Below are 22,898 nucleotides of genomic sequence, written 5' to 3' on the forward strand. Positions count from 1 at the left end.
ATCAGTGTCCTTCGTCGTGAGCGGCGTCGCGGGCGGCCGGGTGGGGGGCGTTGTGGGCGGCGGTGGGGGAGGCTTCGGGGGCCTCGCGGGGAGTGCCCCGGTCCGTGCTCGCGGCATCCGGCGCGGCCGGTGCGGGCTCCCCGTCGCGGCCGCGCCGGGTGCCGGCGGCCCAGGCGGCGGCGACGGCCGGACGGCCGGGCTCGGTGTCGGCGGCCGGTGCGGGACGTGGCCGCGACGGGGCCGGGGCGGGGGAGCGGCGGCGCACGGTGAGGCCGTTGGCGGTGGTGGTGGGGGGTGCGGGGGGCGTCGCGGGTGTGGGGGTAGTCGCGGGCGCAGATGCCGGTGCCGGTGCGGGTTCCGGGCTGGGGGCGGCGGGTTCGTGCTGCGGCGCGGGCTCGTGCGTGGGCTGGTGCGCGGGCTCGGTGGTGAGGGCCGGCGCGGGGGTGGGGGCGGGCGCCGGGGGCGCGGGCTCGGCGGCCGGCGGGGTGGCGGTCGCGGCGACGGCGGCCGGCGGGGCGGCGGTCGCGGCCACGGGCTGAGCCGTCCCCGTGGCGGACCCCGCCGCCGTTCCCGCCACAGCCGCGGCGACGGTCCCGGCCCCGCTCCCCGCCGACGCCGCGGGATCGACGAGAAGGTTCTTCGGCAGGACGACCATGGCCCGGGTCCCCTGGTAGATGTTCGGCGCGGTCAGCTCGACGCGGAAGCCGTAGTTCTCCGCGAGCAGGGACGCCACGCGCAGCCCGGTCTGGGGGTGGGCGCCGAGGCGGGTGATGTCGTCGCGCTGCTCGCCGGACATCACGTTTCCGGCCCACAGCAGCCGCTCGTCGTCCATGCGCAGCCCGGCGTCGTCCACGATCAGGAAGCAGGCGTGGTGCCCGTGTTCGAGCGAGACGTGGACACTGGCGGCGGGCGGGGAGTAGCGCAGCGCGTTGTCCAGCAGGACGGCGAGCGCGTGCACGACCGCCTCCACCGCGCGCCCCTCGACCACCACGGACCCCATCTCGGGGTGCTTGATCCGCTCGTATCCCTCGATCCGGCCCATCGCCGCGCGCGTGATGTCGGTCAGCGAGGTGGCGGGCCAGCGCCGGGACAGCTTGTCCCCGGCGAGTACGGAGTACCCCGACGCGGTGAGCAGCATCTGCTGCGCGAGGTGGTCGATCTCCACCAGCGTCGCGTACGCCTCGTCCGAGATGTGCCGCCGTACGCCCTGGCTGACGGCCCGGCCGAGCCGCGCCGACCGCGCGACGACGTTGTTGGCGAAGCCGCGCACGGCGGCCCGGGCCACGCCGACGGACTCGTGCCGCACCTGCGCGACGTACCGCTCGGTGTCCTGCCGGACCTGCTCGGCGGCCTGGGCCGCGGCCTGGGCGGCCGCCGCCCGCTCCTGCCCCCGTACGTCCGCCACGACCGAGGCCACCGCCCCGGGGACGGCACGCAGCCGCTCGGCGAGCGGGGTCCCGTCGAGCTGCGCCGGCACGAGGAGCCCGCCCCCTTCGGGCCCTTCACCGCCCTTGGCCGCCGCGGGGATCACGGTGGCCGCGAGGTGCCCCACGCACTGCTCCGCCGCGACGAGTTGCAGGGTGAGCCGGTCGGCGTGCTCGCGCAGTTGCTCGGCCCGGCGCCGGGCCTCGTCGCGTTTGCGCCGGAAGTACCACGCGGCCCCGACTCCGGCCACCGCCAGCAACGCGGCGGCGCTCAATATCAGTTCAGTCATCAGGTCCTCACGGATCGGAAGCCGTCGGTGGGGGTGGGCCGGGACCGGCGGACGGCGGCGCGAAGGCGCGGAGCGCGAGGCGTGGGACGACGCACCGCCAGGCCCGTGGCACGGCCGGGGGTCGTCAACAGGCCGAAGAGAACCGGTGCTGTCTCCCGGGACCACCGCGCGCCGAGGAGCCGGCGATCCGTGGGACGGTGAGGGCGACGCACGACATGGATCTCCAAGCAACACACGAGGCCTGTACGAGCTGGGGGGTGACGACGGCGCGGACTTGAGGCACCCCGGACCGCGAGGGCCCCGACCTACCTCGAACTCCCGTACCCGCGACCGTCGTTCGACGTACGGGAAGGGACCCTACCGCTTGTGCTCACGCCTCGTACCGGCCTCGTGACCACGAACTGGGGCCGCCGGGGGATTGAGCCGAAAAATGCGCGGATGACGACCGACTCCACTTGGCCGAAAAGGGGTTGGCCTTGTGGCACAACACGCTGGTAATTGACGGAGGCAGGTGTCACCCCGACGCCAGCTGCTCCGCGATCTCCTTGATCCAGCCGTCCGTCTTGGAGGGGTCGTTGAGGCTCGCCACCCACGCCTCCTGGTCGAGCTTGTGGTCGGCGGGGCCCGACTTGAGCGCGATGAGCAGGGACATGCCGGACTGCCGCATCTCCTCGGTCGTACCGCCGCTCCCGGCGATGCCGGGCCCCGCGGCGAGGGCGTAGATCTCCCGCGCCATGGCCGCCCGCTCGCCCTTGGACACCTTCTTCCAGAACTTCAGGGCGTGCTGGAGCGACTCCTTGCGGGACGCCGCCTCAGCAGGGGTCTCGCCCTCCTTCGCCCAGACCTCCGGGTGGCGGACCTCTTCGTAGCGCTTCGTGGCGGCGCGGAGCGCCTTGTACAGGGTGACGCCGAGGACGAGTCCGGCGCCGGCTCCGGCGAGGCCCCAGCCGACCGGATTGGACGCGAGCCCGGCCGTCCCCGCCGCGACCGCGGTCACGACTCCGGCGGCGGCCTTGGTGGACTCGCCCAACGCGCCGCCGACCGTCTCCTTGCCGATCTTGGTGAGCTGCTTCTTCTTCGCGTACCCCTGGGCCGTGCTCAGCTTCTCCACGTTCTTCTCGGCGCGCTGGAGCGTCTCGGCGGCGTCACGGGCTTCCCCCATCGCCTCCCAGGCGGCGTCGACGGCCTCGCCGATCAGCTCCAGCCGTCCCTCGCCCTCCTGCTTCCAGTAGGCGTCCAGCGCGACGTACGCCTCCGCCGCGGCCCAGTTGGCCTGCTCCCGCGACTCGTTCAGCCGGGCCAGGGACTCGGCGTGCACGAGATGCGGATCGCCCAGCTCCTTCACCCGCTTGTACTTCCGGGCCGCACCGCCGACCCGGAACACGGACCGGACGCTCTTCATCCCGGCGACGGCGGCGCTGGCGATACCGCTCGCCTCGGAGGCGACGGCGGCGTCCGCCGCCTTCTGGATCTTCGTCACTTCCTTCGCGATGGCCGCGCTGTAGGCCCCCGAACCGGCGGCCCCGACGACCGCGTCGGTCCCCTTGGTCTTGGCCCTCTTGTTCGCGGTGTGGTGCTCGGCCCCGTCCCCGGCCTTCTTGGCGTCCTTCATGCTCTTGTACGCGTCCATACCGCTGACCACGGTCCCGGCGGCCTCGGTGAGGAGGTTCCCCGACGCGGCGGAGGTCCCCGAGGCGGCGGCGGAGTGCTTGAGCCCCTCGTTGGCCGAGACGGCGGCCTGCTGGGTGAAGCCGGCGTTGGTGGGCGTCTGGACGCCCTTGATCCAGGTGTCGATGGGTTCGAGATTCTTCTTGAACCGGTCGAGCAGCCCGGCGATCCGGTCCCGGTAGCTCGTCCGCTTCTTCGCCCCGTCACCCCCGACGCCGGCCCCCTCCGGCGCCTTGCCCTTGTCCGCACCGCGGGCACGCTGCACGGCGGCGGTGGCGGCGCGGTTCCCGGCGCTTCCCTGGATCTCGAGCAGCACCTGCTCCGCCGACCACCCAGACCCACCCCCGTCCCGCCCACTTTCCCGACGCTGCCGGGCCGACACGATGGTGGCCACGGACTGCCGTGTCTCGGTTCGGTGGACCGGGCTGCTCATGGGTGTACCTCTCCTGTACCGGACGGGGCGAGGCGAAGGTAGCCAGGCCCGGCGAACGGGAGGGGAGCGGTGGGGGAAATCTTCGGGGATGGTGGGGGGCGGGTTGTGGTGGGGGGAGGGAGGAGGCCGGATCTGTACCGCCGTGCCGACCGGCACAAGGCGGCACGGCCGAGGATCAAGAAGCGCCGATAAGGACGGAGGCGGCCGCCAGGGTCGTGTGGTGCGTCGTGAAGTGGCCCCCAGGATGTCGATGGCGTCCCCGACCGCGCTTGATATGCCGACCAGTTGGTTCGGACGAAGCCGGGTGAGGCCGCCGGTGGAGGGAGGCAGGTTCAGCCACTGGCCGCGGCTGTAGAACGGCTTTAACTGGCACGGACAGAGCCGACGAAGGCGGTCCAGGTCTGCTGCCGAACGGCGAGGACTGATCCATGCCCATGCTTCGAGTCGCGTATGAGTGCGACGTCGCCGACGTACGCGCATTCCACGCACTCGGTGGCATTGCCGCCGCTGTACGACGACTTGAACCAGGCTGGCTCGGATGCGGACGGAGAGGCGGTGGGCATTTACAACTCCTTGAGGGCGCGATGGATCACGGCGGAGGAAGCCTCCATGTCCAACGCTTGTGCGCGAAGGTACTCGAACGCAAGTCTGTACCGGCCCAATTCCTCGTCTGTCTCCATGAAGAGCGAGCCGGTGTGGAAGTCGACGTAGACAACGTCGAGAGCCGACTCGGTCCCACCGATGATCACGAAGCTCCCGAGAGCAGCGGAGTGAGCTCCCTTGGAGAACGGCAGTACCTGAAGCGTGATGTGAGGGGAATCGTTCGCTTGGAGCAGTCGGTCGAGCTGTTCCTTCATAGCCTCCCGGGACCCCACGACCCGGCGGATCACTGATTCGTCAAGGATCGCCCACAGCCGGGGAGGGTTCGGCCGGGTGAGAACTTCCTGCCGCTTCATGCGGATGTCCACCAGCCGGTCGATCTCGACCGGTTCTAGGGGGACCTCGTTCGCCTTCTGCAGAGCGCTGCAGTAGGCGCGGGTCTGGAGCAGACCTGGGACGTAGACGCAGGAGAAGTGGTCCTCCCGTACGGCCTCGTCCTCAAGCGTGAGCAACAGATTCATGCTCTCCGGGATAGAGTCGGCAAACGAACTCCACCAGCCCTGCTGCTTGGCGTCCTTGGCCAGTCTTACAACGGCCTCTCGCTCGGCTTCAGCCGCTCCGTACTCGCGGCATAGAGCGTCGACAACGATCCACTTCACTGGGCCGGTCTGAGTCTCATACCGGCTGACCGTGGCCTTGGATACGCCGACCAGCCGCCCGGCTTCCTCGAGCGTCATCCCCTTGCGAGCGCGCAACTTGCGCAGTGTCGCGCCCAGTTGGCGACGGCGTGTGGTGGCCCTTACGGACATTGAACTCCTCTGTGGCGTAACCCCGAACAACCGCTCAAGGCGTGAACAGGCTAGGCAGTGCGGCGGTCACCTCACCACGGGATTCACTCGATCGATTCTCATGAGAAGTTACACAGTGAGATATCTCTGTGCCATGCTCGCTACCGAACCGCTACGCATCGCAGCCGTGCAGACACGGTCTGCGTCGAACGTGCGTGGCACGGGAGGAGGAATGTTGGTGTCTGGTGCCAATCCCACGGGTCGCGAGCGCCGTTGTGTCCTGCCGTTTGAGGCAGTGCCAGCAGAGGTGCGACTGCTGCGGAGAGCCACGGCCATGCAACTGGATCAGTGGGGCGTGTCCGGGGCCGGCGAGGAGACTGAACTCGTCGTGACGGAACTGGCGGCGAACGTCATCAAGCACGTTGGCAACGGTTCTTTGGCCACCCTAATCCTGGAGTGGAAGCGTGAGCGGCTGCGCGTCGAGATGCACGACAAGAGCCGTTCCCTCCCCGCGCTGCGTAGCGTCGCGTGCGACGCGGAGTGTGGTCGCGGATTGCACATGCTCGCCGCCATGGCGGTGGACTGGGGAACGGTGGTTACGGCGCTTGGCAAGGCGGTGTGGTGCGAGATCGAGTTGGGCTCCGAGGCCGAGTGCCGACGTATGAACCGTGCCGTTGAGGCGCTGGACAATTACCAGGGACATAGCGGCGCCGTTCTGCAAGGGCGGCGGAGCGAGGCGGTGCTCGCGCGGTCGGCGATCGAACTGATCGCCGATTTGTTGCACTGGGCATCCGCGCGTGGCCTGGACCCGGATGACGTGCTGGACAGTGCTCAGATGCGATACGAGGCGGACGCGGCCTAACGCCCGGTCCGCGCCGTCGCAGCCAGCTGTCGTATCTGATCTTCCTGCCGCGCGGGCGGCCGTGAGGAACAGCTAGCGAGTGACCAAGAGCCACCCCTGCACGTTTGGTCCCGATTAAGTGAATGAGGGCTCCGCTATCGCAGGGTGCCTCAGCTGATCTTCGTTCGGTGCTGAGTAAACAGGTCGTGGCGCTGGTGATCGTCCTGACCGACGAATGCCTTGAACTGCCCCAGAGAATAGGCGAGTTCGCCGGTCTTACGTTCGGTCTTCTCCACTTCGAAGTCGTGGCCCAAGTGGTTCAGGTGACGCTCCACCTCGGGTTCTTCCATCGATACGCCGACCTTGGCAAGCTTGGTGATTATCTGCTCGACGGTAAGTGGACGGAGAGACTGGTTTCGCAGCAGTTTATACACCGGGTCGTGGACAGTACTAGACGTCTCGATGAGCGGGTGAGGTGTCCCCTTCTTGAGCAGGGCGTCCCTGATCGATTTCCCAAGCGCTTTTGCGACGGGCGGCGGGAAGGCGTTGCCGATCTGCCGGTAGACCGAAGTCTTGAGGCCCAAGAATTTCCAGTCAGCGAACTCTCCGTCCCAGCCCTGGATTCTCGCGACCATCTCCGTTGTCAACTTTGGTCCCGTAGCGCCCTCCCGCGGCTCGAAGTCCGCCTTGGGTGCATGGTTCGCCACACCCATGGCGTCGACGCCGAGGGACTCCCAGGCTTTCTTTGCGCGGGTGGGCCCTAGGTCGGCCCCACCATGCTTCTTCGAGCCACCGACGATCGTGGGAGCGATACCTTGGGCGCCGGCTACCCACTTCTCGACGTCAGCCGCGCTCCAGCCATTTTCACCCATGAGGTCTGCCAGCACGTCACCCACAGTGCGCTGTTCTGTAGCCTTCTGAGGCCAGGAAAAGTATTCCGCGTATTCAGGGAGGAGGGCGACCAAGACGAAGCGCGGGCGCAGTTGAGGGACACCATAATCTGAGGCCTGCAATACTTTCCAAAAAGCAATGTAGCCAAGATCGTGGAGTTTATCGAGGACCGCCTGACGGTAACCGGAAAACCGTTTCGTGCTGAGCCCGCGCACATTTTCCAGGAGTAGAGCCTTCGGTTTCATGCGGCCGCAAAGCTCGATTGCCCAAGCGAAAAGATCGCGCTCGTCACTTGAGCCTAGTTGCTTTCCTGCGATGCTGAATGGCGGGCAGGGCACGCCCCCTGCCAGTAGCGCGACTCCCTTGTAAGAATCCGGGTCCCAAGTGGCAGGGCTTGCCACATCGCCAACCTTTACGAGGTCGGCTGGTACGTCTACGCCGTCTTCTTTGAGAACTCGGCGAAGATTTTGTTCCAATGTGTGAGCCGCGTGTGTGTCAAGTTCAACGGCGAGCCTATGAGTGAATCCTGCCCGGTGCAGACCAAGGGACTGACCGCCGGCGCCGGCGCAGATCTCGACGACTTCGAGTCTCTGCGTGTGCTCCGCCGCCGACATCGTGGTCTCCTTCCGGGTGCGCTGGCTGAGCCAGTGCATGGGGGAGAGCCCGTATTGCTCAGCCCCACTGACATATCAGGCGTCCAGCCCACGTGAACCCGGTCGCACCCTAGCTGTAGGTCGCCTGCAAGGCTGTGATGAGTGCGGCGAGCCGGACAAGGTAGTGAAGTGTACGGCGCCTCACCGACATCACGGGAGCTGGGTTGCACCGCATCTACGGCAGGACGGCGGCGTCACTGGGTGAGTGCTGACCGGAGCTCTTCTCGTGCGTCGGCCGGCAGCCGCCTGTACGCGTTCCAGGCGCGTTCCAGCGGAGTGGTCCCGCGGCGACCCCGCTCCATCCAGCGCAGGAGGCGCCGCTGTTCCCCGGGCTCCAGTTCTTTGACCGACGCAAGGACTTCGTCGGCGTGAGCGGGCGTCCCGTCGAACCCAGAGCGGCACCGCTTGCACTCTGTAACCAGGAGGGTCTCTTCGCTGCCGTCAAGCAGGACTGTCCTACGGCGCGTGACAGACAGCACGGCGGTTTGGTTGGAGTCGTCATGGTAGGACTCTCCTCCAGAAATGCCGCAAAGAGTGCACATGTAGTGGTCGCGGGCCATGGTGGCCTGCTTCTCCTTATTGGAGATGGCTTTCTGCGGCGTAGCGGCCCGTCGGGCTACAGGGTCCCAGACCGGGATGCCCGCCTTCTCGAAGCGCTGGTCCTCCGCTGTCAGCGTCGCGTCCTCGGTATTCGTGAGCATGACCCAGCCGTAGTCACGGAGGTCACGTATCCGGCGGTCGGCCTGTGAGATCCCGGGGAAGGCCGCGCGGATCTCCTCCTTGGTGAAGGTGTTCCCCTGGCCGATCACTTGGACGAGCCAGAGTGCTCCGCGCACCATGGTCCCGGCCTTGAGCTTGGGGTCGTCCCAGATGGGCAACGTCACGTCGTACTCCGCTCTCCAAGTGATCGAGACGTTGATTGTGGATTACAGGCATACCTTCTGTCACCGGAGCCTGCAATGATGCTCGGGCATGCTGCGTCTGGTCTGTTGGAGGCTCTGGTTATGGCTGTGAAGTTCGGTGTCCCGCCTGAGGGTGAGAAGATTCGCTCCCTGGTGGACGAACGTCTGAAACAAGCCATGGCCGAAGACGGTGCGAAGGTGACCGTGGACTGGCGCGGTGAGCAGAAGCATCTGCACGTGATCTCCATGCCGGTCGACATGCTGTACTTCAACCCCGACACTCATCGCATTCGCGCGCAGCGCACCCTGGACCCCGAGCGCAATCGAGTCCTGGAGCAAGAGCCTTGGAGTGAATCAGCCCAAACGTATCTGCACCATCTGCTGCGCTGCCGTCCCTCGAACCCCAGTCAGACCGACCCAGATTACGTGGTGTTGCAGGACGAACTGGACGATGGCGGCCAGAAGGAGCCCGGCATCATCAGTCCAGACGGCATTCTCGTCGACGGAAACACCCGCTGTGCCGCGCTGAAAGACCTGGGTATCAGGGACATCCGGGTGGCTGTACTGCCCGCGGACACGTCTCGCCGCGATATCAACAGCGTCGAGCTCGCCCTGCAGCTGCGTCGTGACAAGCGTCGCGAGTACTCGTACATCAACCGCCTCATCGCGATCGAAGACGAACTGGCAGGCGGGCGCCGGGAGGAGGACGTGGCCCGTGACTTCAACATCAAGAAAACCACTCTTCAACAGGACCGCTGGGTCTACCAGTTGATCAACGACGCGATTGACCGAAGCCAGGGTATGAACGGATCGGCTCTTCGGTTGGTCGACTTCGAGGATCACCAGGAGAAGCTGCGCGAACTGCACCGTGACTACAGCAAACTTGCCAAGACCGATCCGGACGCTGCCGAGCAGCTCAAGGAGTCGCGTCTTGCCATGGTGGTGCTGAACTACGCGAAGACGACGGTTCGCCTGGCTGAGGCGGACTTCCACAGTCGCTACCTCGAAGAGAGGCTGCCTGAAGATCTACGTCCGGCAGCTCAGGAGTCCGCCACTGTGGCGATTCCCGGCCTCGAAGGAGTGGCGATCCCTGACGCTACGGCTGCGGTGAAAACCACGCGAGCGCTCACCGATGCCCTGCTCCAGGCGAAGGCGGCTGGGCAAGCTGGTGACAAGCTCGATGCGGCAGCGGTGGCGAGCGCTGATGCACTCATCAAGTCGGCACGCAAGACGTTCGACGTTGCGGTGAAGATGGCTGGTGCGAACGCGGAACTCCAGAAGCGCCAAGTGGCTGTCCCAGCGCGCCTCACCGACGCGGCTGATTACGTCAACCAGTGTGCGGCGGAGTTCGCCGAAGCCAGGGCCAAGCGAGCCCTCGACGAGGACGCATTCGACGATGCGCTGCTCACATTGAAGAGCAGTCTTGCCCGGCTGGCGAAGCAGGCGGGCCGTACGTTCAGCTCCCCCGGTGACGGTGTCGCGTGGTTGCTTGACGCGACGCGGGAGAACTGATGGCGGCTAGGTCTGCCGCGCCCAGTCTGGAGATCGGCTTCGGTGACGGCGTGACCCAAGCGCGCCTCCGAGCCGGAGCTAGCTATGAAGGTGACCTCCGGCGTCTCGCTCTCCGCTTCCAGAGCAGTGTGCAGCGATCACCAGGAACCATGGAGGTCGAAATCGACGATCTCCTGACGAACCTTGTGGCGCTGGCCACCTGGCCTGAACCCGCAAGTGTCACCTGGGACCCTCAACTGGCAGCTCTGGCCAGTGACTCCGCTGTTGACGCGCAGACAGTCGCCAAACGTCTTGACCCGGCTGCCAGGCCGGACGGAGAAGTCGCTCCCGACGAGGTAAGTAGCCTTCTCGGCCCCGAGTGGATAGCAGACCTCACCACGTTCCAGCGGCGGGACATCGCGAAACTGCTGTCCCTGCGTCATGGCGCCAACTTCTCTGTCCCCGGAGCAGGAAAGACTCGCGTAGGACTCGCCGTCTTCCATACCCTGCGGCGGACCAAGGGCGTGGAGAGGATTCTGGTCGTGGGGCCGAAGTCGTGCTTCGAGTCATGGAAGTACGAGAACCAGCAGTGCTTGAGTGCCCCCTTGAGCATGGACATCTACTCCAAGGACGTCGATCCGGCTGCGGACGCCCTCATCGTCAACTATGAGCGACTGCGCCAGGACGGAGTAGTGAACGAGCTGGGCCAGTGGCTTGCAGCGCGGCCGTCCATGCTGCTGCTTGACGAGGCGCACCGGATGAAGCGCGGAGCCGAAGGAACAGATGGTTCCGCCTGCCTTGCTCTAGGGCCCCGCAGCAGACACAGGCTGATTCTTACCGGGACGCCGGCTCCGAACGGCGTCAAGGATCTGGAGAATCTTTTCGGATTCGTATGGCCTGGCCATGGCCGCCAAAAGGTAATTCAAGCGGTGGCCGGCGGGGACCTCGCTGAGGCCAGTCAGGTCCTGCGCCCCCTTTTCACTCGTACTACAAAGGGCGAACTAGAGCTGCCGCCGGTGTCCACGAACCTGCGGACCGTTCCGATGCCACCCCTTCACGAGGAGGTATATGAGGCACTCGTTGGTCGCTTCTCTGCCCGGGCAGTTGGCTCGGAGGGCGACTTCCTCGCTCTGGGCAAGATAATCATGTACATGCTGATGGCCGCGACGAGTCCGGCACTGCTCGCTGTCGGTACGACACGCTATGAGCCGTTGTCATACAGAGTGCCTCCGCTCTCTGTGCCTGAAGGCACACCGCTCTTCGACCTGATGAGGGACCTTCCAAGCTACGAGATGTCGCCGAAGTACCAAGAGGTCCTCGCCATCGTCAGTAGGAATGCTGCTCAAGGGCGCAAGACGCTCGTCTGGTCCACCTTCGTGCGGAGCCTCAATACGCTCGAGCGCATGTTGGGTGAGTTCTCGCCTGCCCTGGTCTACGGGGCGATGGGGGACGCTGATCGTGCGGACGCGATCCGTCGGTTCCGCCACGATCCTGACTGCATGGTCCTCCTGTCCAATCCAGGAACGCTTGGTGAAGGCATCAGCCTGCATCATCACTGTCACGACGCTGTCTACGTAGACCGGGACTTCGCGGCTGGACGCTTTCTTCAGAGCCTTGACCGCATTCACCGCCTCGGGCTTGCGCCGGAGGCCGAGACGCGGATCACAGTCCTCGCCTCAGAGGGAACGATCGACGAAATTGTGCACCAACGCCTCAGCGACAAACTTAAGTTCATGGGAAGCATCCTTGACGATCCGGCCGTCCAGCAATTGGCCGACCTTGAGGAGGAGCCGGCAGTCGGCGGTGGCCTCGATCACCGTGATCTCCAAGCGCTGATGGGTCACCTCCGTGCCCGTGCCGCCTGAGCCGGTCCTGCTAGCGGCAGTTCGCTGGCTGGAGAGGCTTCCGGACAGCGGAGTCGCGCGCGTCCGAGCTCTGTTCACTACGCACAGCGACTTCAGTGACGTAACGCCAACCCAGTACGACGCCGCATACGCCTGGCTTCGGGAAACGGGCCTCTTGACCGCTGCGAAAGCTGAAGTGCCTGTGAACTGTAGCGTCTTTGACGCTGCATTGGCCCACAGCGGAATGCCATGGTTCCAGGACGCAGACCTGCTCATCCGCAGGCCAGACGAAGTTCCTGAAGACGCCCTGCGCGCAGCGGAGTCCCTGGGTATCACCCCAGAAGAGGCGTATGCGCGAGTGCGCACAACATGGGGGAAGGTGGACACCGAAGAGCGCTCCCGGATCGGCTCGGCGGGTGAACTCGCGCTCCTTGAGCTGCTGTCCGGATCCGCGCAAGGTCGCGTGGAACATGTTGCGGCATGGTCCGATGGCCATGGCTACGACATTTTTATCGATGCCGGGCAGGGTTCTGCCCATTTGGAAGTGAAGTCCACTGTACGTGCCGGGCGGCTCACGATTTATATATCGCGCAACGAGTACGAGACCATGTTGCGCGACCCGGTTTGGGAACTTGTAACTGTTCGTCTCACTCGGCAGCTGAAACTCGCGGCAGTGGCCGCGGTGCCAAGAGGGTGGATCGCGAACAATGTTCCCTCGGACCGCACTGCCTTGGGGCGCTGGGAGTCCTGCCGACTCGATATCCCCCCCGAGATACCCGTGCCAGGAATCCCGAGCATTTCATCTATGCTCGTTGAGAGTGCGCCTGAAGTACTCAGGGGGGCGGCACCTACGTCCTAGATCGGTTTCTGCGTTCCGGCGTTCGAAAGTAGAAATTCTTCGGGCTCTGCTGGCCATTGGTCATCGGTGGGCTCCGGGCACTCTGCCAGGGGCTGTGCGTCCTCGAACGCATCCTTGACTGCGGTCCGCCACTGATCCAGAGACCCTCGGATGATGAAGGGACCCAGACCGAAGGTCAGGATTCCTTCATCATCGACGCGCAACGGTGCCGCTTCATCGCCAACGGGCACATCGCTGGCGAGGCCAGTGGCAGCGGCATCGAGTGCTGCCTCGAAGTCCGTAGGGTCAATCCATCCGGTCCATCGCCGGCCGTTGGCTTCTGCTTCCGCCGTCAGCACGCTCCGACCGGCTCCGGTGTAGCCGGCAAGCCTCAGTGCGTGCGCCACTTCAGCGACTTCAACAGCTGTGGCCTCTGAGGTCAGGAAACCAGGCTGGAACCGCTTGAAGAGTCCTGTGATCAGCCCCGCCAGGAGGGCCCTCCTGGCGGCCAGGAAGCTCCTGTACCCGTCGATTTCGAGCGCGGCTGGATCGCTCGGGATCGCGTGTGCGGTGCGATCGCCGGCGCTGACATGCTGCATATACGCAGCTGGCGCATGGTTGTCGATGATGTTCTTCGCTGTCCGCTCGGAGACGAAGACGATGTTCGCCAGCTCATTGATCTCCGTGGACGTGTACTTGGTGCCGCAGTTGCGCAGCTTCGTGGCCGGGTGCACCAAGCTGTAGTGCGGCTTGCCGGATTGACCGACACTGTCTGAGATTGGGCCGCCGTCCCACCAGTCGGTCGCGTCGGCGTGAGCTGCTGCGAGAAAGCAGAACATCAGGTAAGGGCTCTGGTGGTTACGTCCAGCCAAGTCGTTGGCGGTGACGGTGATACCACCCTTGCTGATGCCGAGGTTAGAGAGCAGTGCTGCTACCGGATTCTCGGCGTCCAGTGTGCGGATGTCCTGTGTCAGCGCAGTGTCCGAAGCGCCGCCGTATCGGTTGCGTGCGGTAGCGGCCAGGAACCAGTACAGAAGGCCGCCTTCCACTTCCTTGGGGATCTCAGCGCCTTCTGGGCGCCGCCCGTAGTAAATGATCAATGGGTGCAGCGCGGCGAGCGAGGGGACCAGGGCCGTAGTGGGGATCAGGAGCCTCTCCTGGAGAAGAGGCACGACAGAGGCAAGCCCTCGTCGGACCTTGGCCCATCCCGCTTCGACCGTTCCCTTGCTAGCAGCAGTGAGCTTGGCTACGGATGCCAGCCGTTTGCCCGTGGTCGACAGGCTCAAAGTCAGGGCTTTGATGAGGAAGTTGACGTCGAGGGCCGCGTACCCGCGCTGACCCCAGTAGGCCGATTCCGCTTCCAGTTGGCCCAGAAACCCAGGAGAGCGCGCTGAGAGCGTTGCAAGCGCGAGGTCCGTGGTCTTGAGGGCCCGCCCGCCACTGTTCACTCGGACGAAGATGTCAGAGACCTCTTCGTATTCGAAGTCGTGCAGCACTTCCATGTGAAAGTCACGCTGGGTGATCTTTTGCAGCGCGCTCAGGCGGCGCCCGATCTCAGACTCTGGGATAGCAAGCCCGGCCCCCTTGAGCTCAGCGTGGATCGCGAAGACGTCGGACTCAGGGCCGACAACATCGTAGACCTTGATCCATTTCAGGTTCCGCCGTGTAGCGGCACTCTGGTTCTGGAAGGCCTCCGTCTCGATGTTGAAGACGACCTGAGCTTCCGGGTGATCGGTGAGGACTCTGAAGAGGGAGGTGAGTCTCTGCTGGCCGTCGAGCAGATAGAGGGGCATCACGCTCGGCAGAGCTTGCTGGACACCAATCGCCGCCGCGCGGGTCTCAGCAGCCTGGCCGGTCTTCCAGAAGAGAAGGGAGCCGGCGGGGTATCCGCGATACAGAGACTCGATGAGTCTGGCCACCTGTGATGCCTTCCACACGTACCCGCGCTGGATCTCAGGGAGCATGATCTCCCCGCTCGCGATCTGCGTGATGAGTGTGCGGACATCGCGGTTCGTGCGCTCAACCGCCACCGTTGCCCCCCAAACGTTCTGCGCTGGTGCGGCTAGATCGCGCGCACAAGCTGTGCATCGACGCGAATGCAGCCAGACAGCTTCCCCCACAGAAACTGCCTGCAGAGCGGCACCCGCTGAAGACAGAGTAAGGGAGGGAGAAGGTGGTGACAGGGCCGTTCCGCCACGGTGAGCAGCGTTAAGCCTCCAGGTCGGGGTGCTGCACAGCCTGGGCGCCCGAGTGCGGGGTCGTACGGGACCGTGCCCGTCGGTCGGTCACAGCCTTGCAGACCGCGTGCGAGCACTCTTCCGCTGGCTCGTGCTCCCAGAATCGAAGGACGAGCCACCCAGCCTCCCTGAGCCGCTGGTCAGTGTCGCGGTCACGTTCCACGTTGCGCAGGACCTTCTCGGACCAGTAGCCCTGATTCGTCTTCGGAGGGACGTAGTGTTCGGGGCACCCATGCCAGTAGCAGCCGTCGATGAAGACGGCAACCTTGGCTGGGCGGAACACCATGTCCGCAGTCCGGCGCAGGTCTGGCAAAGGACGGGCTGCGACACGGAACCGCAGGCCTTGGGCATGGACTAGCCGCCGGACCAGCTTCTCTGGCTTTGTGTCCCGGCTGCGAATCGCCTGCATATTCCGGCGGCGCGCAGCGGACGAAGCCCAGGAGCCGTCTGGCGCTTCCCACGCGCGATCCTCTGACACACCACAGAGGGTAGTGCGTGGAGCTCCCTGACGTTTGCGCCCTTTCGAGGCAGTCGGGTCCTGGGCCGGCGGGTACCCCTTCTCTCTAGCGCCTGCTCTCCCCGCCCCGCAACGACGACAACACCAACCGCCCATACCGCGTAGTCAGTACCCCCGCAGTCGCCGCCACCGACAGAGCCAGGGCGATGAGCAGGTGGGACAGGGATTCGTCGCCCAGGACCTGGAGGATGCCCAGGGCCGTGCCCAGCGGTAGGCCAAGGACGGTCAGGACGCCCAGCGCGCCGCTGATCTGCTGGCTCTCCTGGGTCTGGACCAGGCGGCTGTAGTCGGCGGCCTCGGCGAGGATCTCATTGAAGCGGGCCGGGAGCCGGTGCTGGTTCTGGAAGGCGAGGAGGAGTTCGTTCGCGGGGCCGTGCGCGGTGAGGTGCTGACGCCAGTAGCCGCTGCGGAAGTGCGCGATGTTGCGCTCCAGGGCTGCCACGCGGCGGGCCAGGTGCCGGGGCGACGTGAACACCTCTGACAGCTCGTCGGTGAGTTCGTCGATGTGATCGCGTTGGAGGGAGCCGAGGAGGAGAGCGTCCAGGTAGACCGTGCGGGAATGGAGCGCGCCGAACCGGTAGAAGTCCGTGTCGCCGGTGTCGGGGCGGTGGCCGAGGAAGGCGGCGCCCTGCCGCAGTACCAGGGCGCTCCAGTCACCGGAGATGCGTACGACGTCCTGCAGGTGAGTCGCGAGAGTCTCCGGGGCCAGCGGGAAGTCCTGTGGGCTGGAACGGGAGGCCAGTTGCCACAGCCAGCGGTCGGCGGTGGTGGGCAGTTCGCCCTCGGGGCCGTCGCGGAGCGCGGGAGTGTGCCGCGCCGTCGGGGTGAGGAACGCGATCGTGTACGGCCGGGAGAGTGCGAAGGGTGCGGTCGGGTCCCCGACGTCGGCGACGCCGTCGAGGAGCAGGGCCGGATCGAACGGCCCGCTGAGTCCGACCAGAGGCTCGCCGGTAGCGGGCGAGCCCCGGCCGGCCAAGGTGCGTAGCACCGGGAGCAGCGGTGTCTCGGCACTCAAGTGCAGGACGGCCAGCGCATGGTCGGGATCGCGGGCCGTGGCCGCGCGGAGCAGTTCCAGTCCCAGCAGGTGCAGCCCGTCGTGCTTGAGGTCCATCGGCAGGTGCCAGCGGCGGGGGCGTTCGGGACTGCCGTAGAGGGCACGGGCGCTCGCGGGGGCGAAGTAGGTCGATCTCGTCGCCGAGTCCGTGCGGCGGCTGCCGAGTTCGAACGGGAACGGGCCCTGTGGCCAACTGGGGGCACGGCGCAGACGCGCGGGCAGGACGACGGTCAGTTCCTGCCGTGCTCCCGTCACGTCGTCGAGTTGTGGCGTGGCGTCGGCGGCCCTCACCGGTAGTACTCGGCCGGGTCGGGCTGGTCGAGACGGATGACGAACTCCGCCTGGCCGGGGCTCGTGGCGCTGATGTGGAAGCGCACATGTTCGCCGGTACGGATGGTGCGGAAGCCTTCTGTCACGATCTGCCGGTAGTCGAAGTTGTAGTACCGATCGTCGTCGTCGTCCCTGACGACGTAGGAACCGACCGTGCCACTCGCTCCTCCGCCACTCGGCCGCCGGTCCACGATGGTCCCGTGCCGCGGCCCACCGCTGCCGTCGAATCCGCGGCTCCCGCTCATGGCCTTGCCCCCTCCACTCCGGTCGTGCTGACGCCCCGTGCCGAGGCGGGACCGTCCCCCGTGTCCACGTCCTCGACGCAGCGGAAGCCGACCGCGTTGCTTCCACCACGTTTGCGGTAGATGCCCTTCGTGCTGGTCTGCACCGCGCGCATCGGGTTGTCGTAGCTTCCGCCGCAGATGACGGCCTCGGCCGGGTCGTCCACCGATGTGGAGGTCCACTCCCAGCAGTTGCCCACCATGTCCAGGACGCCGAACGGGGAACGGTTGCCGGGGCGTTCGTCTGAGGGGTTGGCCCCGGCCCGGCGGACGCCCTCACCCGCGAAGTCCCGAAGCCATGCCTGATAGGTCGTGACGGGGTGGCCCACCCATGTGTCGGCGCAGTTGACCCGGCTGGTGTCCGGGGCGTCGCCCCAAGGGAAGAGGCGCCCGTCGGTTCCGCGCGCGGCCGCCTCCCATTCGAGCGCGGTCGGCAGCCTTTTCCCTTCGAAAGCCGCGAAAGCGTAGGCGCTCCACCAGCTGACGCATGTTGCCGGATGATTGTCGAAGACCCGGTTCTCGTAGTAGTCGGGGTGACGCAAACGGTTGGTCCAGGGGCGGTGGGTGATATGGGACGGCTGGTCCGGGTGGTCCCAGCGAGAGGTCCCGTCCGGGTCGAGCGAGTCGAGGAATCGCCGGTAGCGGGCGACCGTCACGGCACGGCGGTCGAAGAGCACGGAGCGCGTGACGCGTCGGACCAGTAACCGCTCGGCCGGACCTACGAGGTACGCACCGGCGGGCAGCACGCAGTCGTCGCCCTCCGTGGCGTCGGCGCCGCCTGCGGCGTAGGGCATTCCGGCGAGGAAGGCACGCACCTGCTCCGTCAGGAAGGCGCCGCCGGGTAGGTCGGCCACGGCTGCCCGATGAGCCGGATCTGCGAGGTACCGGGCAGCCAACAGCTCCTGGTAAGCAGTGTGCGCGAAGGCTACGTGGTCCGGCCCCGCCGGGCGTAGCAGGGGCGCGAGGACGCAGGAAGCCGGATCGAGCCGTCCGTCCGTGAAGGCGTCGCCGCCCAAATCGCGATGCAGGTCCAGCAGGGAGAACACCGTGCGGTCGGTCAGGAACGCCTGGCCCAGTGTGGCTGGCAGGCGCCGTTCCAGCTCGGGACGCCCACGCTCGGTCAGTGTTCGCGTGAGGTGGGTGCCGAGGATCTCCGCGAGAGGCCGGCCCGGGGCAAGACCAAGCCGCGCGGTGAGACCTCGCTCGAGCGGCGTCGCCTCGCGCTCGATGAGGCGGACGACATGGAAGTGCGGGACGCGGGACGGGTCCACCCCGTTCGCGTACATCTGCTCCACCAGCTGTTCGGAGCGGCCGGCGCCGCTGTCCACCAGCTGACGTACCTGGGGCGAGTCCGCCAAGAACGAGACTCGGGAGCTGATGACGACGGCGGACTCGGCGGACAGGACGGCCGAGAGATCGGTGAACAGGCGCAGGAACCCGGCGGGGCTCGGTTCCGTGACCCCTTCGTCGAAGGCGTCCAGCACGCACAGGGCGGTCCCGGAGCGGATGAGAAAGAGGAAGAGGTCGTATGCGCGGGAGCGATCCGAGGCCATGGCCGGTGCGAGGACACGGGCGGCGTACTCGGAGAAGGGCTCGTCCTTCGGCTTGAGGCCGAGATCGAAGTAGAAGCGGAAGCGGCGGACCTCCGGGTCCGCGGCCAGGGCGCGCAGGAGAGTGCTCTTCCCACTGCCGGGGCGCCCGGTGACCAGGACGTTGGCGCTGCCACCGGCGAGACGGGCAAGAAGCTCGGCCGCGTCTCCGGACTCCGTCACCATCGATTCGCCGGTGCGTGGGTCGGCGCTCAGGACCGATGCGGCGACCGCGGTTCGAGGCCCGGGGGAAGTCTCTTTGACGTCGCCGGGGGCGGCAACCCCGGAGAATCCGGCGAGGTGGGTGTCGAGATTGACGACGGTGTCGACGAAGCCGTCGTATCGCACGATCCGGAAGTCCGTTCCCAACAGTTGGTGGAGCGCGCCGGGAGCCGCACCACCGTCGTTGTCCACCACGACGAACCGGGTGAGCTTGGGCAGCCGCGTTCGAAGCAGTTCACCGCCGCGGGAGGCGAGGACGGTACCGAGGTCGTCGGCGTCTCGGGAGAGCATCAGCTCCACGTATTCGAGCCGCATCCCTGATTCCCGGCAGAACAGCAGGTACACGGTGTCCGGGCTGAGCACGAATCGCTTGGCCTGCCGGTAGCCGAGGGTGACATGAAGACCTGCGAGGAATTCGCAGCGACGTGCGACCTCGGGGGCCACGTCCGGCTCCCCACCGAGCAGGGCCGCGCTCCCGGTGTCCGTGAACCAGATGAGGACATCGACGAGCCTTCGTACGGCGAGCAGCCCGTCCTCGTCGCTGATCTCGTACCCGTCGTGCGTGGAGCGGTTCCGCAGCCGCCGGATGTCGTCCAGTGCGTCCAGAACCGTGCTGCTGCGGATGTATGGGCGGCAGCGCTTGACCAGGTCGTTGAGTGCCTTGGTCGAGGGGTCACCCTCGACGTCGTGATGCCGCCACAGCTCCTTGAGGAGCTTCTCGGTCAGCTTCCCGACCAGTGAGACCGCGTTCTCCGGATAGCCGTCGTTGAGCGACCGTAACGGGCGTTCCAGGTCGAGTCCGAGACGGTCGGCGATCCGCGAGTGATCGTCTAGTTCCCTACGCAGGCGCCGCAGCCGTTCGTCGACGACGGTGCTCACGTGTTGTCCTCCTGACGTTGGCCGAGAACGAACGCGAACCGGTCCGGGAAGACCAGCACGGGCTCCGGGTGGGCGGCTCGCATTTCTTCGACGCCCTTCTCGATCTCGCTGTCACTGAAGGTGGAGAGCAGCGACATGTAGCGGGCGCGGACCATGTCGAGGTACCTGTCACGGTCGATGCGGAGTTCGTGCTCGACGTGGCTGAGTTCGGTCTCCAACCCGGCCCTGCGCAGATGCGCTTCGATCAGGGCCGGGTCCGGCTGCAACTCTTCGAAGCGCGAGAGAGCCGCCTTGAAGAGGGGGTACTTGATGGTGGTGGGAAGCATGACGATCAGCAGCCGGCCACCCGGGGCCAGCCGGTCGGTGAGCCCGCGCAAGGTACGCCCTGGGTCGGCGACATGGTGCACCGCCTCCTTCATCCAGATCGCGTCTACTTCCTCATACGGCAGTCGGACCTGGGCTTCGGCGATGTCCTCTGCCGAGGCGACGACCGGCATCAGCTCCGGCGCGGGTGGGTTGCCGAGTCCGCGGAGCATCGCTTCGGAGGGGTCAACGCACAGAATGGGACGGTCGGGGCGTAGCTGCCTGGCCAGCTCTCGGGCGAAAAGGCCTGTGCCGGAGCCGATGTCGGCGATTCGGTCGGCGGGGCTGAGCCGCAGCGCCTCGGCAATCCGGCCGGACATCCACGGGACGTATTCGGGTCCGTAGACCCAGTGCTCGTCGTACTCGGCTGCGAGCCCGTCGTAATGTCCCCGCATTCCGCCCCGCTCCACCGCTGCCCCCGCGTTTCTCCGTGTCTCTCCAGGCCGTGCCGCCCGTGGTCGCCGGGCAGGCTATCGCGGGTGGTGTTGTGACAACAGTGCGTAACGCGTCAGGTCGCGCAGGGGGCCGCCTTCCGGGGTCGGTCATGCCGGCGAACCTCAGGACCTGTCGCTGAGCCGTTCCAACTCGGCCGCCCGGCGCAGATCCTTCGGGCGGCCAAGGGCGCGTTGCATGTGGATGAGGTCCGGGAGGGTCGGGAGTCGGATTTCGAGGCCGTCGGGGGAGGTTGCCGTCTCGGATCTGGCGAGGACGGCTCGTAGATCCACTCCGCCCCACGGCAGCGACGGCGTGCAGCAGTCCCCGCATGCCCGTGCGGAGTCGAAGGTGGCCCTGGGGCGCAGGAGCAGCTCCGGGCCGGTCGACGCGTCCGATGCGTCGTCCGACCGGAGGCTGCAACCCGCGGCGGCGAACGCTGCCCCGAGTGCCGCGGCGCTCCTCGGGTCCGCGTCCCACAGCAGGTCCAGGTCTCCGGTCAGCTCGGTGGATCCGTGCATGATGCCGGCCACCTGACCGATGACGATCACGTGGACGCCGCTCGCCTGGAGCGTCGCGAGTAGGAGGAACGGGTCGAAGTCCCTGGCACTGTCGGTCGCGATGGTTCCCACGGTGTCGTCGGCGGTGTCGTGCGTCCGGCCGGCGGTTGGGCGCGTGCTGGTCAGCGTCTCGATACGGGATACGGCATCGCGCAGCCTCTGTACTCGCATCCGTACAAGAAACCACTCGCGGCGCGCGAGCCGCATCCCTGTTTGCCGACCACGACGGATGAGGGCTGTCAGGCCTTCGTCCCGTCCGCCAGGAACGCCGTCAACCCGTCCAGCAGCATCCCGCTCCCCTCCTCCGCCATCTCCCGCTCCGCCACCGAGTCGCAGGTCTGGCGCAGGACGAGCAGCGTGTTGCGTGGGCCCTGTTCCGTCAGTTCGACGGTCATCGTCGCCTGGTCCGGGCGGCCCGGGACGTCCATGCCGATGGTGAGGGCCTGGTTCTCGGTGACCTCGACGTAGGAGCCCGTGAGGGGGAACTCCGTGCCGTCGGGCGTGCGCATCGTGGCCTTCCAGGGGCCGCCCGGGCGGACGTCCATCTCGACGGAGCCGGGGGCCGCGTGGGCCCACTGGGCGTACTGGTCGGGGGTGGTCCAGGCCTGCCAGACCTTGGCCGCGGGGGCGTCCAGGGTGCGGGTCAGGGTGTAGGAGAGACCGTCGGCCGGGGTCGCAGTCTGGGCCGGGGCGGGGGTCTGGTCGGTGCTCATGGCGTCCGTCTCCTCGTTTGCCGCGGTAACCGCCTGGGTTCCGGCGGTATCCGTCAGGGATGTCGCACCTGTAGACGTCCGGCACGGCGGGAACTCATCGGCCCGACCAAGCCGCATCGGGGAGATGGAGGGATGGCGCCCGGTGTCCGGGCGCCGGTCCACCGCCCGCCCCCGTCAAGGCCCCGCCGCCGTCGCCCCGAGCAGCGCCAACCGCTCCGCGTCCCGCGTCCCCCGCACCGCGTGAAACGCGACCAGCATCATCCCGTCCGTGTCGGTGATGTGGAGCTTCTCCCGGCTGAGGGTGAGGTCGCCGACCTGCGGGTGCCGGAAGAGCACGGTGGCGCTGCCGCGGGGGCGTACGTCGTGCCGGGCCCAGAGTCTGCGGAAGAGCGGGCTGGCGAGGGACAGCTCCCCGACCAGCTCGACGCAGCGGGGGTCGTCGGTGTCCGTGCCGACCGCTTCCCGGAAGCCGGCGACGAGGGCCGCCGCTGCTCCCTCCCAGTCGGGGAAGAGGCTCTGCTCGGCCGGGTCGAGGAACACGTCCCGCAGCCGGTTGCCGCCCGTGACCAGGCGTGGGGAGAGCGCGGCGGCCAGGGGGTTGGCCGTGAGGACGTCGAGGTGGCGGCCCTCGACGAAGGCGGGCACGGGCAGCAGCTCGACGAACCGGGCGGTGCTGGGCGGCACCGTCTCCCGGTGCCGGTGCCGGCGCCGGGTGCGGCGGGGCCGGTCGGCCGCCAGGCCGAAGAGGTGGGCGCGGGTGTCGTCGTCGAGCCGCAGCACCCCGGCTAGCGCTTCGAGGACCTGGAGGGACGGCCTGCGGTCCCGGCCGCGCTCCAGGCGCAGGTAGTAGTCGGCGCTGATGCCCGCCAGCATGGCCACCTCCTCGCGCCGCAGCCCCGGCACCCGGCGCACGCCCCTGACGGGGACGCCGGCCTCCTCGGGGGTCACCAGCTCGCGCCGGGCCCGCAGGAACTCGCCCAGCAGATTCGGCTGCTCGTTCATACGTCCACGCTAGGCCGACTCCGGACCGGGAGAGGGGGCCCTGTCACTCCCCTGGA

The 22,898-nt window shown here is 67.0% G+C and carries 19 protein-coding genes; 4 read left to right on the forward strand and 15 right to left on the reverse strand.

The annotated features are described in order from the left end of the window. Position 1 precedes the first annotated feature (1 nt). From ACZ67M_RS00705 to ACZ67M_RS00720, 4 genes are all read right to left on the reverse strand, one after another. The gene (locus tag ACZ67M_RS00705) at positions 2–1,714 is read right to left on the reverse strand and encodes an ATP-binding protein (RefSeq protein ID WP_469849004.1); all 1,713 of its coding nucleotides are present in this window, start codon (positions 1,712–1,714) and stop codon (positions 2–4) included. Between the two features lie 514 nt (positions 1,715–2,228). Beyond that, positions 2,229–3,698 (reverse strand): hypothetical protein, encoded by a 1,470-nt coding sequence (locus tag ACZ67M_RS00710; protein WP_469849006.1) that lies wholly within the window; start codon positions 3,696–3,698, stop codon positions 2,229–2,231. A 479-nt stretch (positions 3,699–4,177) separates the two neighbouring features. Beyond that, the gene (locus tag ACZ67M_RS00715) at positions 4,178–4,378 is read right to left on the reverse strand and encodes a DUF397 domain-containing protein (RefSeq protein ID WP_467322733.1); all 201 of its coding nucleotides are present in this window, start codon (positions 4,376–4,378) and stop codon (positions 4,178–4,180) included. After that, complete coding sequence (locus ACZ67M_RS00720; protein ID WP_469849009.1) at positions 4,379–5,224, reverse strand: helix-turn-helix domain-containing protein; 846 nt, start codon at positions 5,222–5,224, stop codon at positions 4,379–4,381. It abuts the gene before it with no gap. 313 nt (positions 5,225–5,537) lie between these two features. Between ACZ67M_RS00720 and ACZ67M_RS00725 the strand changes: the two genes are divergently transcribed. Further along, positions 5,538–6,065 carry an ATP-binding protein gene (locus tag ACZ67M_RS00725; RefSeq protein WP_392103759.1) on the forward strand — a complete coding sequence of 176 codons (528 nt, stop codon included), beginning with the start codon at positions 5,538–5,540 and terminating at the stop codon, positions 6,063–6,065. 149 nt (positions 6,066–6,214) lie between these two features. Here the strand turns inward: ACZ67M_RS00725 and ACZ67M_RS00730 are convergent, their stop codons facing one another. Continuing rightward, the gene (locus ACZ67M_RS00730) at positions 6,215–7,549 is read right to left on the reverse strand and encodes a DNA cytosine methyltransferase (protein ID WP_469849011.1); all 1,335 of its coding nucleotides are present in this window, start codon (positions 7,547–7,549) and stop codon (positions 6,215–6,217) included. 233 nt (positions 7,550–7,782) lie between these two features. Beyond that, positions 7,783–8,472 carry a hypothetical protein gene (locus ACZ67M_RS00735; protein ID WP_467322728.1) on the reverse strand — a complete coding sequence of 230 codons (690 nt, stop codon included), beginning with the start codon at positions 8,470–8,472 and terminating at the stop codon, positions 7,783–7,785. Between the two features lie 120 nt (positions 8,473–8,592). On the opposite strand from ACZ67M_RS00735, the gene ACZ67M_RS00740 reads away from it, so the two are divergent. The 3 genes from ACZ67M_RS00740 to ACZ67M_RS00750 all read left to right on the forward strand — a co-directional run bounded on the left by ACZ67M_RS00740 (position 8,593) and on the right by ACZ67M_RS00750 (position 12,684). After that, entirely contained in the window at positions 8,593–10,002 is a 1,410-nt protein-coding gene (locus ACZ67M_RS00740; protein ID WP_392103763.1) for a transcriptional regulator, read from the forward strand. Continuing rightward, positions 10,002–11,846, forward strand: coding sequence for a DEAD/DEAH box helicase (locus ACZ67M_RS00745; RefSeq protein WP_467322725.1), 1,845 nt, complete (start codon positions 10,002–10,004; stop codon positions 11,844–11,846). Before ACZ67M_RS00740 ends, ACZ67M_RS00745 begins: the two co-directional genes overlap by 1 nt. A 223-nt stretch (positions 11,847–12,069) precedes the next feature. Next, positions 12,070–12,684, forward strand: coding sequence for a protein NO VEIN domain-containing protein (locus ACZ67M_RS00750; protein ID WP_469849715.1), 615 nt, complete (start codon positions 12,070–12,072; stop codon positions 12,682–12,684). Here the strand turns inward: ACZ67M_RS00750 and ACZ67M_RS00755 are convergent. The 9 genes from ACZ67M_RS00755 to ACZ67M_RS00795 form a co-directional block, all read right to left on the reverse strand. Next, positions 12,681–14,693, reverse strand: a complete 2,013-nt coding sequence (locus tag ACZ67M_RS00755) for a GmrSD restriction endonuclease domain-containing protein (protein WP_469849014.1) — start codon at positions 14,691–14,693, stop codon at positions 12,681–12,683. The two genes, ACZ67M_RS00750 and ACZ67M_RS00755, sit on opposite strands and share 4 nt — an antisense overlap. A gap of 178 nt (positions 14,694–14,871) precedes the next feature. After that, positions 14,872–15,378: a very short patch repair endonuclease gene (locus ACZ67M_RS00760; protein WP_392103770.1), complete on the reverse strand. Its 507-nt coding sequence runs from the start codon at positions 15,376–15,378 to the stop codon at positions 14,872–14,874. 85 nt (positions 15,379–15,463) lie between these two features. Continuing rightward, complete coding sequence (locus ACZ67M_RS00765) at positions 15,464–16,762, reverse strand: ZIP family transporter (protein WP_392103771.1); 1,299 nt, start codon at positions 16,760–16,762, stop codon at positions 15,464–15,466. Next, positions 16,759–17,046 (reverse strand): hypothetical protein, encoded by a 288-nt coding sequence (locus ACZ67M_RS00770; RefSeq protein WP_392103772.1) that lies wholly within the window; start codon positions 17,044–17,046, stop codon positions 16,759–16,761. Before ACZ67M_RS00770 ends, ACZ67M_RS00765 begins: the two co-directional genes overlap by 4 nt. After that, the gene (locus ACZ67M_RS00775; RefSeq protein ID WP_469849016.1) at positions 17,043–19,772 is read right to left on the reverse strand and encodes an SUMF1/EgtB/PvdO family nonheme iron enzyme; all 2,730 of its coding nucleotides are present in this window, start codon (positions 19,770–19,772) and stop codon (positions 17,043–17,045) included. The genes ACZ67M_RS00770 and ACZ67M_RS00775 overlap by 4 nt, the downstream gene beginning before the upstream one ends. Then, positions 19,769–20,530: a class I SAM-dependent methyltransferase gene (locus ACZ67M_RS00780; RefSeq protein WP_392103775.1), complete on the reverse strand. Its 762-nt coding sequence runs from the start codon at positions 20,528–20,530 to the stop codon at positions 19,769–19,771. The genes ACZ67M_RS00775 and ACZ67M_RS00780 overlap by 4 nt, the downstream gene beginning before the upstream one ends. Before the next feature lie 162 nt (positions 20,531–20,692). Next, the gene (locus ACZ67M_RS00785) at positions 20,693–21,334 is read right to left on the reverse strand and encodes a hypothetical protein (RefSeq protein ID WP_469849018.1); all 642 of its coding nucleotides are present in this window, start codon (positions 21,332–21,334) and stop codon (positions 20,693–20,695) included. Positions 21,335–21,366: 32 nt separating this feature from the next. Next, positions 21,367–21,840, reverse strand: a complete 474-nt coding sequence (locus ACZ67M_RS00790) for an SRPBCC family protein (RefSeq protein WP_469849019.1) — start codon at positions 21,838–21,840, stop codon at positions 21,367–21,369. 174 nt (positions 21,841–22,014) lie between these two features. Then, complete coding sequence (locus tag ACZ67M_RS00795; protein WP_469849021.1) at positions 22,015–22,842, reverse strand: helix-turn-helix domain-containing protein; 828 nt, start codon at positions 22,840–22,842, stop codon at positions 22,015–22,017. Positions 22,843–22,898 lie beyond the last annotated feature (56 nt).

The organism is Streptomyces sp. NPDC107500 (assembly GCF_055582785.1).

Coding starts and splice junctions, on each gene's coding strand:
- ACZ67M_RS00770 (WP_392103772.1), bottom strand. CDS start 17,046: ATGAGCGGGAGCCGCGGATTCGACGGCAGCGGTGGGCCGCGGCACGGG.
- ACZ67M_RS00705 (WP_469849004.1), bottom strand. CDS start 1,714: ATGACTGAACTGATATTGAGCGCCGCCGCGTTGCTGGCGGTGGCCGGA.
- ACZ67M_RS00780 (WP_392103775.1), bottom strand. CDS start 20,530: ATGCGGGGACATTACGACGGGCTCGCAGCCGAGTACGACGAGCACTGG.
- ACZ67M_RS00785 (WP_469849018.1), bottom strand. CDS start 21,334: ATGCGGCTCGCGCGCCGCGAGTGGTTTCTTGTACGGATGCGAGTACAG.
- ACZ67M_RS00740 (WP_392103763.1), top strand. CDS start 8,593: ATGGCTGTGAAGTTCGGTGTCCCGCCTGAGGGTGAGAAGATTCGCTCC.
- ACZ67M_RS00730 (WP_469849011.1), bottom strand. CDS start 7,549: ATGTCGGCGGCGGAGCACACGCAGAGACTCGAAGTCGTCGAGATCTGC.
- ACZ67M_RS00720 (WP_469849009.1), bottom strand. CDS start 5,224: ATGTCCGTAAGGGCCACCACACGCCGTCGCCAACTGGGCGCGACACTG.
- ACZ67M_RS00795 (WP_469849021.1), bottom strand. CDS start 22,842: ATGAACGAGCAGCCGAATCTGCTGGGCGAGTTCCTGCGGGCCCGGCGC.
- ACZ67M_RS00715 (WP_467322733.1), bottom strand. CDS start 4,378: ATGCCCACCGCCTCTCCGTCCGCATCCGAGCCAGCCTGGTTCAAGTCG.
- ACZ67M_RS00790 (WP_469849019.1), bottom strand. CDS start 21,840: ATGAGCACCGACCAGACCCCCGCCCCGGCCCAGACTGCGACCCCGGCC.
- ACZ67M_RS00750 (WP_469849715.1), top strand. CDS start 12,070: ATGCCATGGTTCCAGGACGCAGACCTGCTCATCCGCAGGCCAGACGAA.
- ACZ67M_RS00745 (WP_467322725.1), top strand. CDS start 10,002: ATGGCGGCTAGGTCTGCCGCGCCCAGTCTGGAGATCGGCTTCGGTGAC.
- ACZ67M_RS00725 (WP_392103759.1), top strand. CDS start 5,538: ATGCAACTGGATCAGTGGGGCGTGTCCGGGGCCGGCGAGGAGACTGAA.